Below are 16,473 nucleotides of genomic sequence, written 5' to 3'. Positions count from 1 at the left end.
TTCCCCCGCAAACCATTTTTACTTTAACCTGTTGTGGCGGCTGGAGGCCGCGCTATGAAGATACATCCCACCGCCGTTGTAGACCCCAAAGCTGAAATCCACGAAACAGTCAGCATCGGCCCCTATACCGTGATCGGCCCCGGGGTTAAAATCGGCGCTGACAGCGAAATTGGGGCCCATTGCGCCCTCAGCGGCCCCACGGTGATCGGCGAGGAGAACCGGATCGGCCCCTTTGCCACCGTTGGTGCCCCGCCCCAGGATATCAAATACCGGGGCGAGCCCACCGAATTGGTTATCGGTAACCGCAACATAATCCGGGAATATGCCTCGCTGCATCGCGGCACCGTTGCCGGTCTCGGTTACAGCCGGATCGGTGATGACAACCTGCTCATGGCCTATGTTCATGTGGCCCATGACTGCGTGATTGGTAATGGGGTGATTATGGCCAATGCCGTTACCCTGGCTGGTCATGTGCTTATTGAAGATCGCTCGATTATCGGCGGCCTTACCGCCATTCAGCAATTTGTCCGGGTGGGCACCTTTACCTATATCGGCGGCATGTCCGGCCTGAGCAAAGACGTTCCCCCCTATGTGGTAATGGCGGGGGTTCGCAAACAGATGCGGATCGGCGGGATCAACCAGATCGGCATGCGGCGGGCCGGGTTTGCCCCTGAGAATATCAAAAAACTGCAGGCGGCTTATAAAATTATTTTCCGCACCCCCGATCTGCTGCTCCAGGAGGCCTTGGAGCGGGCTTTGGAGGCCGGCGAAAACTACCCCGAAGTCCGGCACCTGGTTGATTTTTTCCGCAACTCCAAGCAAGGAGTGTTGCGTCAGGTCGATGGCAGCGATGACTAAGCTGGGGATTATTGCCGGTGGCGGTCAGTTTCCGTTGCTGGTGGCCAAGGCGGCCCGGGACAATGGCCGGGAAACGGTGGTGGTGGCCCACCGTGGGGAGTCCTGGCCGGAGTTGGCGGAGGTGGCCGATCATTGCCAGTGGGTAAAGTTGGGCCAACTTCAGAAATTGCTTAACTTTTTTCACCGTCACGGGGTAACGGAGTGCGTGCTGGCCGGAACCATTACCAAGACCAGAATGTTCCGGGATATATGGCCTGATTTTAAGGCCCTGGCCCTCTGGCGCCGGATTGACGCCCGCCAGGATGATGCCATTTTACGAGCCTTGGCCGGCCTGCTGGCAGATGAAGGCATCCAGGTGGCTCCTTCCACCCTTTATTTGCAGAACCTGCTGTTCCCCCGGGGCGTGTTGGGGCAGAAAAAACCGGATGAGCAACAGTGGGAGGATATTCGTTTCGGCTGGCGTATCGCCCGTCAGGTGGGCGCCCTGGATATCGGTCAGTGTGTGGTGGTCCGAGACCGGGCGGTGTTGGCGGTGGAGGCCATCGAGGGCACCGATGCCGCCATTAAACGGGGCGGCGAGTTGGCCGGGGAGTTGGCGGTGGTGGTCAAGGTGCGTAAGCCCAACCAGGATTTTCGCTTCGACCTGCCGGCCATCGGCCCCCGGACCATTAGCGGGATGAGCGAGGTCAAGGCGGCGGTGCTGGCGGTGGAGGCCGGGCAGGCCCTGCTTTTTGACCCCGAAGAGACCGTCAGGCTGGCCGATCGGGCCGGGATCGCCATTCTGGGCCTGAGCGAAGAGGAGGGCGGTGAGTTGTCATGCAGGCCATGATTCTGGCCGCCGGCCTGGGCACTCGCCTGCGGCCCCACACCCTGCTGCGGCCCAAACCGCTGTTTCCGGTCCTGGACCAACCGTTGCTGCTGCGCATCATCGATGACCTGCGCCGGGCCGGCTGCCGTCGCATAGTGGTCAACGCCTTTCACCTGCGCCAACAGATTGCTTCTCTGCTGACCGGTGCGGGCGATATCGAAATCCAGCTGGAAGAGATGGAGTTGGGCACCGGCGGCGGCCTGCGCCTGGCCCGCTCCCGCTTCGGGGCGCAGTCGGTACTGGTGGTCAACGGTGATCTCTTTCACAACCTCGATTACCGCCTGATTATGGAGCACCACCGGCAGGCCGGCAACGATGCCACCTTGGTGCTGCATGACCGGCCGCCTCACAACAAGGTGCTAACGGACGGCGATCGGAATATTCTCTCTTTCACCGTCGAGGCCGCCGGTTCGGTGGTGGCCGGGGGTAACCAGCCACTGGCCTTCACCGGCATCCAGGTGATCGAGCCGGCCCTGTTGGAGCTGATCCCCGCCCAAGGCTTTTACCACAGCATCGATTGGTACCGGCAGTTGATCGAGCTGGGGCACCGGGTCAGGGGCCTGACGGTCAGCGGTCACTGCTGGAGCGATATCGGCACTCCGGAAGAATATCTGCAACTGCATGGCCGGCTGCTGAACGCCCGGGCGGAGCGGCAAACCCCTTTCTGGCTGGGCCCCGGGGTGGTCCTGGGCCGGGAGGTATGCTTCAGCGACTGGGTGGCGGTGGGCCGCCGGGCGATGCTCGGCGATAAGGTGCAGTTGCGCCGCTGCGTGGTCTGGGACGGGGCCACCGTGCCGGCCGGCACGGTGGCCGAGGATGCCATATTATGGTAATAAATGATCGCTTTCCGCCGGTGGACCTGGTCCGGGTCGCGCAACTGCTGGCCCGGGCCGGTTATCGCGCCGCCGGGCTGGTTGCGGCAACCCCGATGGCCGCCGATGGCTCGGAGCGTTGTTTTGTTCGCTGCCGTTTCAGCGACGGGCCGTCGGTACTGCTGGTCACCCCCGGCGGAAGCAGCGCGCGGGAGCTGGCCGAGGCCCGGGCGGCGGCCGCCATCGGCCGCCACCTGCAGCAGGCCGGAGTGCCGGTGCCGGCCGTTTACGGTTTCGAGGTCGCCGGCGGCATCCTGGTGCTGGAAGACCTGGGAGAGACCCTGCTTTACCACCGGCTGCAGAGCCGACCGCCGGCCGATGAACTGAAAAGTCTCTACCGGCAGGCCATAACAGCGCTGCTGACCTTGCAGGTCGCCGCCCGGCCGGGGTTTCCGGTAACCTCCTGCTGGGATACCCCCCGCTACGACCGCCGCCTGATGCTGGAACGGGAATCGGGTTATTTTTACCAGGCCCTGGTTCGAGCAATGCTGGGCCGGGAGGAGTTGCCGGCCGGGCTGGCGGAGGAGTTTGCCGCCCTGGCCGACCGGGCCGCCGCCGAACCGGCGGATTATGTTCTGCACCGGGATTACCAGTGCCGCAACCTGATGCTGCAGCAGGAGCAAATCAGGATCATCGATTTCCAGGGGGCCCGGTTGGGGCCCCTGGCTTACGACCTGGCCGCCCTGCTAAATGACCCCTATGCCGCTCTGCCCCCGGCCATGCGAGAAGAACTGCTGGACTTCTACCGGCAAAAGGCCTGCACCATGATCCAGGACTTCGACCCCACCGCCTTCAGCAAAGGCTGGTTTTTTCTGGCCCTGCAGCGTAACCTGCAAATCCTGGGGGCCTTCGCCTTTTTAAGCCAACAGAAGGGCAAAAGATTTTTCGCCGCTTTCGTCAAGCCCGCCGCCGCCCAACTGCAAGACCTGCTGGCCACCCCCCAGGGGAAAGCCTTCCCACTTCTGCGCAAACTAAGCCGGGAAATCAATCAGCAACTAAAAAACAGCAAGCTATAAAGAAAGCGGCAACCAAAAAAAAAACCCAAAAAACAGAGATCAAAAATGCCCAAAAACCAAAAAAAAACATCCACAACCCCCAAAAAACCTGTCGCAGTGCCGCAGGTTGGGGCAAGCGCCCCGGCGCCGCGTACCCCAGGTACGCAAGCCGGGGCGATCGCCCCAAGATGCGGTGCTGCGGCAGGTTTTTTACCGCTGGTAGCGTTGGTGGGGCGTCCTAACGTCGGCAAATCCAGCCTGTTCAACCGCCTGGCCGGCAGCCGCAAGGCCATTGTCGATCCCACCCCGGGGGTGACCAGGGATCGACACTACGAAAAAATCACCTGGAATGATCGACGTTTTATCCTGGTGGACACCGGTGGGCTGGAAAGCGACACCACCACTGAGATCAATCGCCTGATCCAGGAGCAGACCAGCCAGGCGGTGGCTGAAGCCGATGTGGTACTTTTTTTGCTGGACGGCCGGGAGGGGATCCTGCCCGATGATCAGGAGGTGGTGGAGATCCTGCGCCGCTCGGGAAAAAAGGTGTTTTACCTGATCAACAAAATTGACGCCCCGGAGCAGGCGGCCAAACTGCTGCCGACCTTTTACGAGTTGGGGGTGGAAGAATTATGGCCGGTTTCCGCCGAGCATGGCCAGGGCATCGGCGACCTGCTGGACCGGGTGGCGGCCGAGTTACCGCCTGCGCAAGAGCCGGGGGAGGAAGTAAGCGCCGAGGACACGGTGGGGGTGGCTTTTATTGGTCGCCCCAACGTCGGCAAGTCGTCGCTGATCAACCGGTTGCTGGGGGAAGAGCGGATGGTGGTTTCCAACCTGCCCGGAACCACCAGGGATTCGGTGGACACCCTGCTGACCCGGGCGGATAAAAAGTATCTGCTCATCGACACCGCCGGTATTCGGCGCAAGGGCAAGGTCCATGAAAAGGTGGAAAAGTTCAGCGTGCTGCGGGCCCTGCGCACGCTGGAACGCTGTGATCTGGCTCTGATTGTGATCGATGCCCTGGAAGGGGTGACCGAGCAGGACACCAAAGTTCTGGGTTACGGCCTGGAACGGGGCCGGGCCTGCCTGGTTCTGCTTAACAAGTGGGATCTGATTGAGCATGATCGCAAACAGCAGCAGCGGCTGCTGGAGGATGTGAAGCGGGCGGTGCATTTCGCCGGCTACGCCCCGGTCCACCGGGTATCCGCCCTCACCGGCCACGGTTTGGGGAAACTCTTTCCCCTTATCGATAAAGTGGCTGAACAGTATCGGCGCAAATTCACCACCGCCGTCCTTAACCGGATTCTTGAGGAGGCGGTGCAGGCCCATCCCCCCGCTTTGCACAAGGGGCGCCGGGTGAAGCTTAATTATGTGACCCAGATTGCCTCTTCGCCACCCACTTTGATCATCTTTACCAATGATCCCAAGGGGATCCATTTTTCCTACTCCCGTTTTCTGGTTAATCGCTTTAGAGAGGCCCTGGGGCTGGAGCAGGTCCCTCTGCGGATTTTCTTCCGACACAAACGCTGACCGCAGGGAGCACCGGAGGGTGCCACAATGATTAATATTTTCTTGACACCAAAGGGCAACTGGGGCAACTTGAGCACATATTTTGTTTTCCAAACAGGTAGATAGAGCTAATACGAGCAGGGGTTGGCCTTGTATAAAATATCCTTTCTGGTGGTTGATGACAGCGCCACCATCCGCACCTTGGTGGAACGCACCCTGCGGCTTATTTTCGCCCCTGAGCAGATCTTTCTGGCGGAAGACGGGCGGATGGCCCTGGAGATTTTGCGGCGGGAGAAGGTCGACATCATCCTTTCCGACTGGAATATGCCCAATGTCAGCGGGGAAGAGCTGCTCTACGAGGTCCGCAACGATGCCAAGCTGAAAGAAATTCCCTTTATCATGATGACCACCAACGGGGATCGTGATTTCATTATCATGGCCATTCAGTTGGGGGTCACCCAGTACATCGTCAAGCCGTTTACCGCCAATGAGCTGGAGAAGAAAATCCGCTCCTCGCTCAACGTCATGAACCGGCGCCGGGAACAGCGCTATGCCCTGCCGGAACATGTGGCCACGCTGCGGGTAGATAAAAAGATTTTCAGTGGCAGGCTGCTTGATATCAGCCGGACCGGCGCCGCCCTGGGCGGAATGAAGTTTGACCCCGCTCTGGGACTGTTCCGTATGGCGGAACTGGAACTCAAACTGCAGGACCCCGCCGGGCTGGAACAGGAAACCTCGCTGATCAGCGGGCTGTTCGGCCGGATAGTACGCCTGGAGGCTACCGATACCTTTCATCCCACCTCCCTTGATTTTCAACTGGCTCTCTATTTTCACCCAGGCACCATGGAACGGGATGTGGAGCGTCAACTCAGTAAACTGATCAAGTGGCTGGCCGCTCAGGCCCCGGATGTCATCGCCGAAGACTGAGTGCGGGCCCGCCCCCCATGACCGGGGCTGAATATCGCTTGCCTGCCTTATCAGAATTTTTCTGCCTTTTACCTCTCCCCAGCCAGCTATGGATCAACGTCAACAACTACTCACCGATGAAGGATTGATTGTGCGTCATGCCGGGGAGATCCCGGAAATCGCCTACTACAACTCCCTTTATTACTTAAGCGACGATCCCCAGGGTCCCGGCCTGGAGCTGGCCGCCGCCGAACTTGATTATTTGCAGGGGCAGGCCATCGCCCGTTACCGGGAGATACTGTTGCGGGATCTGGAGCCTGGCAACCGTGATTTAGCGCTTTACCGGGGGATTGGCCGGGTGATCTGGAACTGGCAAAGGCTGGAAAAATTTATTGAGCGCCACCAGTTGCCCGCTTGCCTTGAGTTGCAGCAGGAAGTTGTTGCGGCCCTGACCGCTTTTCTGGATAATGAACTGCACGAGGTGCAGGCCGGCACCCGCACTTCCTGCTTGAATTGCACCTCGTCGCAGCTGGCTGATTTTTTGCGACACCTGGGTCTTGAGCAGGCTCCGTCCTGCTCTGCCTGGTTGTCATTATGCCCCCCGGAGCTCGAATGAAGACAGCTGTTTGCGGGGTTCAAGCCCGTGGGTGGTCGCTGGCATCCGTCGGGCCCGGCAACGATTGACCTTAAAAAAAGGTGTGGCTATGTTTAACGAGGAACGGGACAGCCCGCAGTTTGACTGGAACCAGTTGGGCGACATTATCTGGGGGCGTCCCATTCTGGGTTCGCGGACCACGGTTATGGCCTACCGCCTTATGCAGTTTACCCTGCGGGATGCGATGATCAGGCATGTCGGAGTGGAGCTGGCCAACAGGATCTTTTACGAGGCCGGGCAGCAGGCCGGTAAGGCCATGTATCAGCAGTTGGCGGCCCCGGAGGATTTTACCCATTTCGTCCAACAACTCACCGATCTGCTGGAGGAGCAATCCATCGGCCTGTTGAAGGTGGAAAAGGCCGATCTGGACAACAACCGCTTCACCCTGACTGTGGCCGAGGATTTGGACTGCTCCGGGCTGCCGGAAAGCAACGAGATGCTTTGCACCTTCGACGAAGGCTTGTTGGCCGGGCTGTTTGCCGCATATCTGGGCGATGACTTCATGGTTAAGGAAACCGATTGCTGGTGCACTGGAGATCGGGTCTGCCGTTTTGAAGTTAAGCCGGTAAAAGCGCCATAGCAGCTAAGCCGGCAGGAGTGAGCGGGGAATTGATGCTTCAGTTCAGATCAGAATGCATGGTGTTGCCTGCAAGTTATGTTTGACCCGGTGATGATAGCCGATGCGGCGGATGCTCCCGGGGTCTACCTGATGCGGGACGCCGGCGGGCAGGTGTTGTACGTGGGCAAGGCCGTCAGCCTGCGCAAGCGCCTGCAGTCTTACAGCCGGATCGATCCGGCGGGGCGCAGCAAGACCTCGGTGATGCTGGGCAAAGTGGCCAAAGTGGACACCGTGCTCACCCGCACCGAAAAGGAAGCCCTGATCCTGGAAGCCGGGTTGATCAAGCAGCACCGCCCCCGTTACAACGTAATTCTCCGCGATGACAAGAGTTACCCCCATCTTAAGGTAACGGTGCAGGAAGAATGGCCCCGGCTGCTGATGACCCGCCGGGTGAGCAAAGACGGCGCCCGCTACTTCGGCCCCTACGCCTCGCCGGCGGCCATGTGGGAGACCCTGCGCCTGCTCAACTCACTTTTTCCCCTGCGCCGCTGCAAGGCCAAAAAGTTCGCCCCCGGCCAGCGGGCCTGTCTTAACCACCAAATGGGGCGGTGCCCCGCTCCCTGTATCGGGGCCATCACCCCGGAGGCATACCGGCAGCGGGTAAGTCAGGTGCTGGCGATTCTGGAAGGCCGCAAACGGGAGCTGACCCGGGAGCTGACCGGTCGCATGCAGGAGGCCGCCGCCGGGTTGAACTTTGAGGAAGCTGCCGCCCTGCGGGATCAAATCCGGGCCCTTAATCAGACCCTGGAAAAGCAGGTGGTGCTGGGCCGGGAGCGGGTGGACCTTGATGTGTTTGGCCTGGTACGAAGGCACGGGCAGGTGGCGGCGGCCCTGCTGTTCATCCGGGAAGGGGCCCTGGCCGACAAACGGGAGTTTTTTCTGGCCGAACCGGTGGGGGAGGATGATGAGGTGCTGGCAGAACTGCTGCGCCGCTTCTACGAACATCCCCAGCGACCGATTCCCCGGAGCATCTTGCTGCCCCTGCCGGCCGAAGGTGCGGCGGCGCTTACGGAATGGTTGAGTGAAAAACGGGGCGGTCCGGTGAGGTTGCTGGTTCCTCGGCGGGGTGACAAAAAAGCGCTGGTGACCATGGCCGGCGACAATGCCGGCCAACTGCTGGCGGCCCGGGAAAAGCAGCAGGCCGGTTGGCTTTCCCTGGGGGAAGAGATTCGCCGGGCCCTGCGGCTGACCAGCAGCCCCCAGCGGATCGAATGCCTGGATATTTCCAACCTGGGCGGCCGGGAGGCCGTCGGCTCCCTGGTCTCTTTCCGGCAGGGGGAGAAGGAAAGCTCCCGCTACCGCCGTTTTCATATCCGTAATCTTGCCACCCCCGACGATTATGCCATGATGCGGGAGGTGCTGCTGCGCCATCTTTGCCGTGCCGCCGCGGCAGAAACCCTGCCTGATTTGCTGGTGCTGGATGGCGGTAAGGGGCAACTCGGGGTGGCCCAGGCGGTGCTTGCCGAGCTGGCGCTGCCCGGCCCGGAACTGGTTTCCATTGCCAAGGATCGGGAAGGGTCGGGGGAGCGCCTCTTTCGGCCGGGCCGAAAAAACCATCTGAAGCTGGCCCAGCACTCCCCGGTGTTGCTTTTTTTTATGAAGATCCGGGATGAAGCACACCGCTTCGGCATCACCTTCCACCGCCGGCTGCGGCGCCAAAAACAGCTTGTTTCCAGGCTGGAAGAAATTCCCGGGGTGGGGCCCGGGCGCAAACAGGCCCTGCTTAAACAGCTGGGCAGCCTGGCCGGGGTCGCCGCCGCCACGCCGGAGCAACTGGCCGCCGTTCCCGGTATCGGCCCGGAGTTGGCGGCGGTTATTCATCGGCACCTGCAGCTTCCCCGGGATGGAGAAACGCCGGCGGCCAACTGAGCGGCCGGTGTAACCGTTCACCGAGGGTGCTAACCTGCCGGTCGGTTACAGCAGGCGGGTGGCCCGGGCCAGAAACAGGGCCAGGGCTGCTACGCAGACGATAACGATGGTCCAGAAAGTTATCGGCGTCTTGCGCCGTTGCTGCTGTTTGACCAGGCGGCGCTGTGCGGCCCGCCTCTTTTTGCGCTTGTCACTCATGGTGCTTCCTCGCTGCTGTCGTTGCTTATTGTCCAGCGCCTCCATCTCCCGCCTGTAATCTTTTACAACAGCTTGCCGTTTTTGCCAATCCATCAGTGTTTTGGCAGTGCCTTGGCAGTGTCTTGCTGTTTTTCGCGAGTGGATGACGCTCGGCATGCTTGGCACTAACCATGCCGGTGCGACAATTCGCCACATTGTCGCACCGGCAAAGCCGGTTATAATTTCCCCTTTTAATTGTCACCGCGATCAATTGATCACCGGACAAGATCACCATGCAAGGGGAGAGTGGGATGAAACGGGGAGTTATCACCATTGTAGCCGTCGGGGCTCTGGCCGGACCGGCCCTGGCCGGAGAGATCAAACGTGAACTGGGTGAGGTGGTGGTAACCTCGTCGCGCATTGAAGAACAGCGGCAGGATTCCACCGCCACCATCGAGGTCATCGGCCAGGACGAGGTGGAGCGGGTCAAATACCGTAATGCGGGGGAAATTCTGCAGCGGGTGCCCGGGGTCCTGACCAGCAACTTCGGCGGCGATGAGGAACTGACCTCCATCCGGGTGCCCACCCACTTCACCAATCCCTACACCCTGGTGCTCATCGATGGCCGCCCCAGCCGAACTTACGGCAGCGGCGGGGTCAACTTTCGCGAGATCAACAGTGCCAATATTGAACGAATCGAGGTGGTCAAGGGGCCGGCCTCGGCCCTTTACGGCAGCAATGCCATCGGCGGGGTGATCAATCTGATCACCAAAAAACCCACCGCCCAGCCGCAGGTCACCGCCTGGGGCGAGGCCGGCGAGTATGATGAATACCGGGGCGGGGCATATGCCAGCGGCACCTCCCAATCGCTGAGCTACAACGTTGATTTCAACTTCAAAGACCGCAACGGTTGGCGGGAAAACACCGAGAGCAAACGACAGGCGGCCAATATCCGACTGCAACACTTTACCGCCGGGGCCTCCATCTGGACCTTCAACTTTGACTATGTCAAGTTCGACAACAACACCGCCGGTTCCCTGGATGAGCAGGATTTCAACGATGACTGGCAGCAGAGTTATCACACCTTCGCCAATGTGGAAATGGAAAAGGTGGCGCCGGCGATTTCATACGCCACCGACCTGGCCGGCGGTGATTTCGACCTTACCCTGGGCTATCGTCGGATCGACCATGTGGTCTATCCCGGTTACAGCTTCCGGCCGGTGTTCGGTGACCCCAATGTCCAGGCCCTGAGCACCTATTCCGACATCGAGGGGTATGACATCGACCTGCAACTGCTCTATGCCCGGGAGCTTCCCTCCGTTGAAAGCCAACTGGTAAGCGGGCTCGATCTGCAGACCAGCAAGCATGAGGCCGAGGTATACAACCTGGCGGTAACCCGCGATCCGGTGAGCAAAAAATATACCTCTTACACGGTAACCGGCCTGCGGGACTCCTATGATATCGAAACCGACGCGGCGGCGCCTTACCTGCAGCTTGATCGCCGGCTGGGCGATAATCTCAAACTGCAGGCGGGAGCCCGCTATGACTGGGCTCGCTACGATTTAACCGATAACCTGCTGGGTACTGCCGGCATGGAAGGAAAACAGAGTTTTTCCCGCCTTAGCCCGAAAGTGGGTTTAACCTACAATCCCTTGCCCCACCTCAATCTCTACGGCAGCTATTCCCAGGGTTTTGTGGTGCCCACCACCAGCCAGCTCTTTACCTCGCGGTTGCGCAATCCCGATCTGGACCCGGAAAAGGCCGACAACTATGAAGTCGGGCTGCGTAGCATTCTCCTTGACGGCCGGGCCAGCGTCGATCTGGCCCTCTACCATATGACCATCCGGGAAAAAATCGTCGACGTCACCACCGGTCCCTTTACCTCGGAGTACCGCAATGCCGCCAAGACCGAGCATACCGGCCTGGAGCTTGCCGCCGATTACGCCCTGGTGGCCTGGGCCAGGCTGGGAATGTCTTACACCTACGCCGAGAACAAGTTCGACCGCTTCCGTGACGCCGGGGTCGACTACTCCGGCAATTGGCTGCCGCGCTCGCCCAAACACCGGCTCAATCTCCGCTTGACCGTCCTGCCTTACGAGGGTTTCGAGGTCGAGCTGGAAATGGATGAGATCAGCCAGCAGTACGCCGATAACGCCAACGAGTTGACCTATTCCCGGCCGACCCTGTTCAATCTGCGGGCGGCCTACAATTGGCAGAGCTGGTCGTTGTGGGCCCACGTCAACAACCTGGCCGACAAGGAGTATGCCAGCTATGTTTCTGAAAGTTCAACCAGTGTTACCGGCATGGGGCTGTACTCCGGCTCACCCCGGACCTTTTTTGCCGGACTTTCCTACCGTTGGGGGGGCAACGGGTAATGGTGGTCGTCCGCCAGACAGCACTGCTGCTGATGTTTTGGTTGCTACCTGGGCTGCTGTCAGCGGTGGTGGCCGACGAATTGCCACCCCTGCGCCTTACCCTGGCCCCGCCGGTTGATTCGGCCGCCGCGGCGGGGGAGGAGTGTGCCGAGGGGCATGTCGGGCATGGCGGGGGACGGGGTAACGGTGGGCCGAGGCTGGAATCGGAACACCGCCCGGTTTCCCAGCGTACCTATCATCTCAACCAGTACCGGCGCGGGGCCGCGATCAGGGCATATGTCCGCCGGCCCGACGGGGCGGTGTTCGAGCCGGAGCTGATCCTGGGGGCCAGCCCCCGGCTGACTTTTGCCACCCCACCGGGGGATGGCCCGACCCATGGCGCCCATAACGTTTATCTGGTGGAAGAGGGGGTTGAAGACGGGGTGCTGGCGGTGCGGGTGGCCAAATGGATCACCATGCACCACAGCTGCCGTTGGGGCCATGACGGGAAGTTCAATCCGGACCTGATCAACCCTCAACAGCTCGACACGGTGCCGTTTGAAATCGTAGTGGATGATCTCTGGAGCCGCAATTTTCACGCCGCGGTGAGGTCCGGCGACAACTTGCGGATCACCGTGCTTTCTTACGGGGCGCCGGTGGCCGGGGCCGAAGTAACCCTCACCACCGAGCAGGGCTGGCGGAAAACAGTAACCAGCGATGAACAGGGGATGGCCCGCATCCAGTTGATCCGCGATTACTACCCCTCGCTGTGGCAGGAGTTTCGGCGCAGCCATCGCGGCCCCTTCGAGGTAAGCGCCCGCTGGCGGACGGAAAAAACAGGCGAGTTCCGGGGTGAGCCCTATGGCGCAGTCAGTTATCAAATCACCCACCCCTGGGTCTATTCCCCGCCGGAGCGGGAGTATTCCTCCTACGCCTCCGGGCTGCTGCTGGCGGCCACGATGATGATCGCCGGCGGGGGCGGGGTCTACCTATACCGGGAACGACGCCGGCGGCCCTATCGGGGGGTTGTTTTTGATGAATAGCCTGAAAAACCTGCAACGGGCCGTCAACCGCGGCAACCTCAGCCGGTTCCGTTTTCATGTGCAGCTCTTTTCCTTTGCCTTGCTGATATATGGTGGTTACCTGGCCATCAACGTCGGTAATCATTTGCCCACCTTTGCCTGTTTGTACAGCGACCTGCACGGCGGCGCCTGCTACCTGCTGGGGTTCCAGCACCAGATGGTCACCCCCTGGCCGGAGTGGTTCGGCGGCCGCGGGATGGCGATTTTGATCGGCCTGGCCACCTTTGTGGCCTTTTTTGTGTTCTTCAACAAGGCCTGGTGCGGTTTTGTCTGCCCTTTGGGGACCATCCAGGACTGGTTAAGCGCTTTGCGGCGCAAGCTGAAAATCCGTCCCGCCACCTACTCCGAGCCGGTTTTTCAGCGCCTCGGCAAAATCAAATATATCCTGCTGGCGTTGCTGATCCTGATTCCCATGGCCATCGGCAACAGTTTTTTCGGTCTGCCCAAACTCAGTCACGATTGGGGGGTGCCATTCTGCATGATCTGCCCGGGGCGTACCATCCTGCCGCTGTTCGCCGGCGATTTCAGCCAGCTGGCCATCGATTTCAGCTCGGTGGCCAAATTGACCCTGACCGCCCTGGGGATGGCGATCACCGGTCTGTTTATTATCGGCTCGCTGGTCAAGCCCCGCTTTTTCTGCCTGTTTTGCCCCATGAGCGCTTTCCACTATATCTTTTCCCGGCTCGGGCTGTTGCGGCTGACCAAAAACGGTGCCAAGTGTACCCGCTGCGGCAACTGCTACCGGGCCTGTGATGTGGGCATTAGAGCCATCGCCGACGACCTGGAGAGTTACAATATCGTCCAGGACGACTGCATGATGTGCGGCAAATGCATCGAGGTTTGCCCGGAGGATGACTGCCTGCAGGCCAGATTCCTGACCCTGCCGGTGTACAGCTCCACCGCTGAAGGTTTTTTTAAACGAATGGACAGGAAAAACAATGGAACATGAATTAGGGCAGCGGATGCGCAAAACCACCCGGCTGCATCTGGCCATGGAAGGGGAGGAGACCCTGCAAAGGTTGGCGGAATTTCCCGAACGGCTGGCGGCCATGGACTATTTTTATTCCCTGTTCCGTGATCTGGCCAATGGTGCGGGGCCGGCCTCATTGGCCGGCGGGCGTAAAATTGTCGCCACCATGTGCATGCAGGTGCCCCAGGAGTTGATCCTGGCCGTCGGCGCATACCCCTGGCGGCTGTGCAGCGGCGCTAATGCTTACGATCAGGTGGGGGCCGAATTCATGCCCGCCAAATCCTGCCCGGTGGTGCGCTCCACCCTGGGGATGCTCAAGCTTAACCAGTCTTTGTGGGGGGAGGACCTGGGCGGGGTGGTGGTGCCCACCACCTGCGATCAGAAAAAGAAGGCCTGCGAACAGCTTGCCGCCCTGGGCTACCCGGTTTACAGCCTGGAGATGCCGGCCGGCAAGGATAGTGAGCTGTCCCGGTATTACTGGCAGGAGTCGGTCAAGCAGTTCGCCATCGCCCTGGAGCGCATGGTCGGCCGCCGGGTAACCGCCGCCGGATTAAGGCAGGCCATTGGCCAGGTGGGCCGGGCGGCGGCCCTGTTTCGGCAGTTGCACCGCCTGCGGGGCAACCGCCCGCCCCTGATCCTGGGATCCGACCTGTTTTTGGTCTACAACGCCTATTTTCTGGCCGATATCGAGCGCTGGTGCCAGGCGGTGGAGGCGTTGCTGGCCGAGCTTGAGCAGCGCCGCCAGGGAGAGGTCCGGGTTACCAACCGGCGGGCACCGCGGCTGCTGTTTACCGGTTCGCCGCCGATCTTTCCCAACTTCAAACTGCCGGTGCTGGTGGAGCAATCCGGCGGCATCATCGTCGCCGACGAGTCATGTTCTTCCACCCGGCTGCTCTCCGATGCCGTGGCCTATGACGAGGCGGGGCTCAATGATATGGTGCCGGCGGTGGCCGACCGTTACCTGAAACCATGCACTTGCCCCTGTCTGACCCCCAACCACGACCGCCTGCGCAAGCTGCTCGCCATGATCGACGAATTTGCGGTGGATGGCGTGGTTTACCAGGCCTTTTCCGGTTGTCTGCCCTATGAGATGGAACGCCGGCAGGTCAATGAAATTTTGAGCGCCCGGGGAACTCCCATGCTCTATGTGGAAACCGATTACAGCCCCGAGGACTCGGGCCAGCTTTCCACCCGGGTGGAGGCCTTTATTGAGTCGATCAAGGCTCGCAAGAGAAAGACGGCCAGGAAAAAGAGGGAAATATGAAATATTACGGCGGCATCGATATCGGCTCCACCAGTATCAAGCTGGTGCTGGTGGATCAGGAGCAACGGTTGGTGGCCGACGCCACCTGCCCAACCGGTAGTCATTTCCATCAGAACACCATGAATGCCTTTGCCGGCTTGCTGGCCGATCATCAATTGCAGCGTGAAGATGTGGCCTATATCTTCTCCACCGGGTACGGCCGTAAGTTGTTCAAGGAGTCCGATGAGACCATCAGCGAGATAACCGCCAATGCCATAGGGGCGGTGGCCTTCAGCCGGGAAGGGGAGCCGGTGCGGACCATCATCAATATCGGCGGCCAGGACCTGAAGGTGATCCAGTTGGACGGGGAGGGGCAGATCCAGAACTTTGCCATGAACGACAAGTGTGCCGCCGGTACCGGCCGTTTCCTCGAGATGACGGCGCGCAACCTGGAAGTGGAGGTGGACCAGCTGGGCGCGTTGCATATGCGGGCCCAGGGGGTGCCCCTGACCATCAACAGCACCTGCACGGTCTTTGCCGAGTCGGAAATCATCAGCCTGCTGGCCAATGGCCACGGCAAAGAGGAACTGATCGCCGGGGTGCATTATTCCATCGCCAAACGGGTGGCCAGGCTGGCCAAACGTTTTACCGGCGAAGGCGCGGTGTTTTTCGACGGTGGGCCGGCCCGCAACCAGGGGTTGGTGGCGGCTCTGGAAGATGAACTGATGCGGCCGGTGATCGTGCCGCCCACCCCGCAGATCACCACCGCTTTAGGTGCGGCCCTGCTGGCCCTGGAGACCGGCGAAGAGTTGGCCGGCGAGGGGGAAGGGGAAAATGCTTGAGCCGGCGGGTATTTTCCTGCTGGGGCTGGCGTACGGTTCCACGGTCTGCAGTTTAAGCTGCCTGCCCTGGCTGGGGCCCTACTTGCTGGGGTGTGGCAGTGGTTTTCGCGACGGGCTGTTGGCGGCCCTTTTCTTCATGTTGGGCAAGGCCTTGAGTTACGCCTTCCTGGGGGCCGTCGCCGGGCTGCTGGGGCAGGTGCTGACCATCGGGGCCGAACAGCAGCGGCTCATCCCTGGCCTGGCCCTGATCGGGGCGGCCCTGCTGCTGCCGCTGTTTGCCAAAGAGGGTTGCCGGCCCCGGCCGGCGCAGGCGGGTAAGCGGGGCTCGTTGCTGTTGCTGGGTATGGCCACCAGCTTGGTCCCCTGTCCACCGCTGGCGGCCATTCTGGTTTTGGCTGCAGCCAGCGGCTCCTGGCTGGCCGGTGGCGGTTACGGGCTGCTTTACGGCACGGCCTTGATGATTTCTCCGCTGCTTATCGCCGGCGGTGGACTGGCCCTGATCGGCCAGCAAATCCGGCGGCAATGCGCCGGAATCAAGCCCTGGCTGCAGGGTGCCTGTATGCTGATTATGTTGACCATGGGCTGGCGGCTGCTCACCGCGGTTTAGCGAGGTGCCGGTGGCGGTTTTAGCGAGTCCAAATTGATTGTTACGGC

At 60.8% G+C, this 16,473-nt stretch carries 16 protein-coding genes; 15 read left to right on the top strand and 1 reads right to left on the bottom strand.

Annotation, left to right across the window (positions count from 1 at the left end; genetic code table 11):
- Nucleotides 1-54 precede the first annotated feature (54 nt).
- The 9 genes from lpxA to uvrC all read left to right on the top strand — a co-directional run bounded on the left by lpxA (nucleotide 55) and on the right by uvrC (nucleotide 9,151).
- On the top strand, nucleotides 55-858 hold the full coding sequence (gene lpxA, locus DAAHT2_RS04360; RefSeq protein ID WP_013163093.1) for an acyl-ACP--UDP-N-acetylglucosamine O-acyltransferase: 804 nt from the start codon (nucleotides 55-57) through the stop codon (nucleotides 856-858).
- On the top strand, nucleotides 842-1,687 hold the full coding sequence (locus DAAHT2_RS04355) for an LpxI family protein (protein ID WP_013163092.1): 846 nt from the start codon (nucleotides 842-844) through the stop codon (nucleotides 1,685-1,687). Before lpxA ends, DAAHT2_RS04355 begins: the two co-directional genes overlap by 17 nt.
- The gene (locus DAAHT2_RS04350; protein WP_013163091.1) at nucleotides 1,675-2,559 is read left to right on the top strand and encodes a nucleotidyltransferase family protein; all 885 of its coding nucleotides are present in this window, start codon (nucleotides 1,675-1,677) and stop codon (nucleotides 2,557-2,559) included. Before DAAHT2_RS04355 ends, DAAHT2_RS04350 begins: the two co-directional genes overlap by 13 nt.
- Nucleotides 2,553-3,614, top strand: a complete 1,062-nt coding sequence (locus DAAHT2_RS04345; protein WP_013163090.1) for an aminoglycoside phosphotransferase family protein — start codon at nucleotides 2,553-2,555, stop codon at nucleotides 3,612-3,614. The genes DAAHT2_RS04350 and DAAHT2_RS04345 overlap by 7 nt, the downstream gene beginning before the upstream one ends.
- A 45-nt stretch (nucleotides 3,615-3,659) precedes the next feature.
- On the top strand, nucleotides 3,660-5,123 hold the full coding sequence (der, locus tag DAAHT2_RS04340; RefSeq protein ID WP_013163089.1) for a ribosome biogenesis GTPase Der: 1,464 nt from the start codon (nucleotides 3,660-3,662) through the stop codon (nucleotides 5,121-5,123).
- A 129-nt stretch (nucleotides 5,124-5,252) separates the two neighbouring features.
- Nucleotides 5,253-6,029 carry a response regulator gene (locus tag DAAHT2_RS04335; RefSeq protein WP_013163088.1) on the top strand — a complete coding sequence of 259 codons (777 nt, stop codon included), beginning with the start codon at nucleotides 5,253-5,255 and terminating at the stop codon, nucleotides 6,027-6,029.
- 88 nt (nucleotides 6,030-6,117) lie between these two features.
- Nucleotides 6,118-6,624, top strand: coding sequence for a hypothetical protein (locus DAAHT2_RS04330; protein WP_013163087.1), 507 nt, complete (start codon nucleotides 6,118-6,120; stop codon nucleotides 6,622-6,624).
- 88 nt (nucleotides 6,625-6,712) lie between these two features.
- On the top strand, nucleotides 6,713-7,243 hold the full coding sequence (locus DAAHT2_RS04325) for a V4R domain-containing protein (protein WP_013163086.1): 531 nt from the start codon (nucleotides 6,713-6,715) through the stop codon (nucleotides 7,241-7,243).
- Between the two features lie 75 nt (nucleotides 7,244-7,318).
- The gene (gene uvrC / locus DAAHT2_RS04320; protein WP_013163085.1) at nucleotides 7,319-9,151 is read left to right on the top strand and encodes an excinuclease ABC subunit UvrC; all 1,833 of its coding nucleotides are present in this window, start codon (nucleotides 7,319-7,321) and stop codon (nucleotides 9,149-9,151) included.
- 45 nt (nucleotides 9,152-9,196) lie between these two features.
- Here the strand turns inward: uvrC and DAAHT2_RS14610 are convergent, their stop codons facing one another.
- Nucleotides 9,197-9,349 carry a hypothetical protein gene (locus DAAHT2_RS14610; RefSeq protein ID WP_013163084.1) on the bottom strand — a complete coding sequence of 51 codons (153 nt, stop codon included), beginning with the start codon at nucleotides 9,347-9,349 and terminating at the stop codon, nucleotides 9,197-9,199.
- Nucleotides 9,350-9,639: 290 nt separating this feature from the next.
- Here DAAHT2_RS14610 and DAAHT2_RS04310 point away from each other — a divergent pair, with 290 nt between their 5' ends.
- The 6 genes from DAAHT2_RS04310 to DAAHT2_RS04285 are packed head-to-tail and all read left to right on the top strand — an operon-like array spanning nucleotide 9,640 to nucleotide 16,426.
- Nucleotides 9,640-11,703 (top strand): TonB-dependent receptor, encoded by a 2,064-nt coding sequence (locus tag DAAHT2_RS04310; RefSeq protein ID WP_041718812.1) that lies wholly within the window; start codon nucleotides 9,640-9,642, stop codon nucleotides 11,701-11,703.
- A complete protein-coding gene (locus tag DAAHT2_RS04305) occupies nucleotides 11,703-12,725 on the top strand; it encodes a polyferredoxin-like protein (RefSeq protein ID WP_013163082.1) in 1,023 nt (340 codons plus the stop codon). Before DAAHT2_RS04310 ends, DAAHT2_RS04305 begins: the two co-directional genes overlap by 1 nt.
- Nucleotides 12,718-13,713, top strand: a complete 996-nt coding sequence (locus DAAHT2_RS04300; protein ID WP_013163081.1) for a 4Fe-4S binding protein — start codon at nucleotides 12,718-12,720, stop codon at nucleotides 13,711-13,713. Before DAAHT2_RS04305 ends, DAAHT2_RS04300 begins: the two co-directional genes overlap by 8 nt.
- Nucleotides 13,703-14,998, top strand: a complete 1,296-nt coding sequence (locus DAAHT2_RS04295) for a double-cubane-cluster-containing anaerobic reductase (RefSeq protein ID WP_013163080.1) — start codon at nucleotides 13,703-13,705, stop codon at nucleotides 14,996-14,998. Before DAAHT2_RS04300 ends, DAAHT2_RS04295 begins: the two co-directional genes overlap by 11 nt.
- The gene (locus DAAHT2_RS04290) at nucleotides 14,995-15,819 is read left to right on the top strand and encodes an acyl-CoA dehydratase activase (RefSeq protein ID WP_013163079.1); all 825 of its coding nucleotides are present in this window, start codon (nucleotides 14,995-14,997) and stop codon (nucleotides 15,817-15,819) included. Before DAAHT2_RS04295 ends, DAAHT2_RS04290 begins: the two co-directional genes overlap by 4 nt.
- Nucleotides 15,812-16,426: an urease accessory protein UreH domain-containing protein gene (locus DAAHT2_RS04285; RefSeq protein WP_013163078.1), complete on the top strand. Its 615-nt coding sequence runs from the start codon at nucleotides 15,812-15,814 to the stop codon at nucleotides 16,424-16,426. Before DAAHT2_RS04290 ends, DAAHT2_RS04285 begins: the two co-directional genes overlap by 8 nt.
- Nucleotides 16,427-16,473 lie beyond the last annotated feature (47 nt).

This window comes from Desulfurivibrio alkaliphilus AHT 2 (genome assembly GCF_000092205.1).
GTDB classification, from domain to species: Bacteria; Desulfobacterota; Desulfobulbia; order Desulfobulbales; family Desulfurivibrionaceae; genus Desulfurivibrio; species Desulfurivibrio alkaliphilus.
Note: the sequence above shows the minus strand (reverse complement) of the source record. Positions and strands in the feature narration are given on the sequence as shown.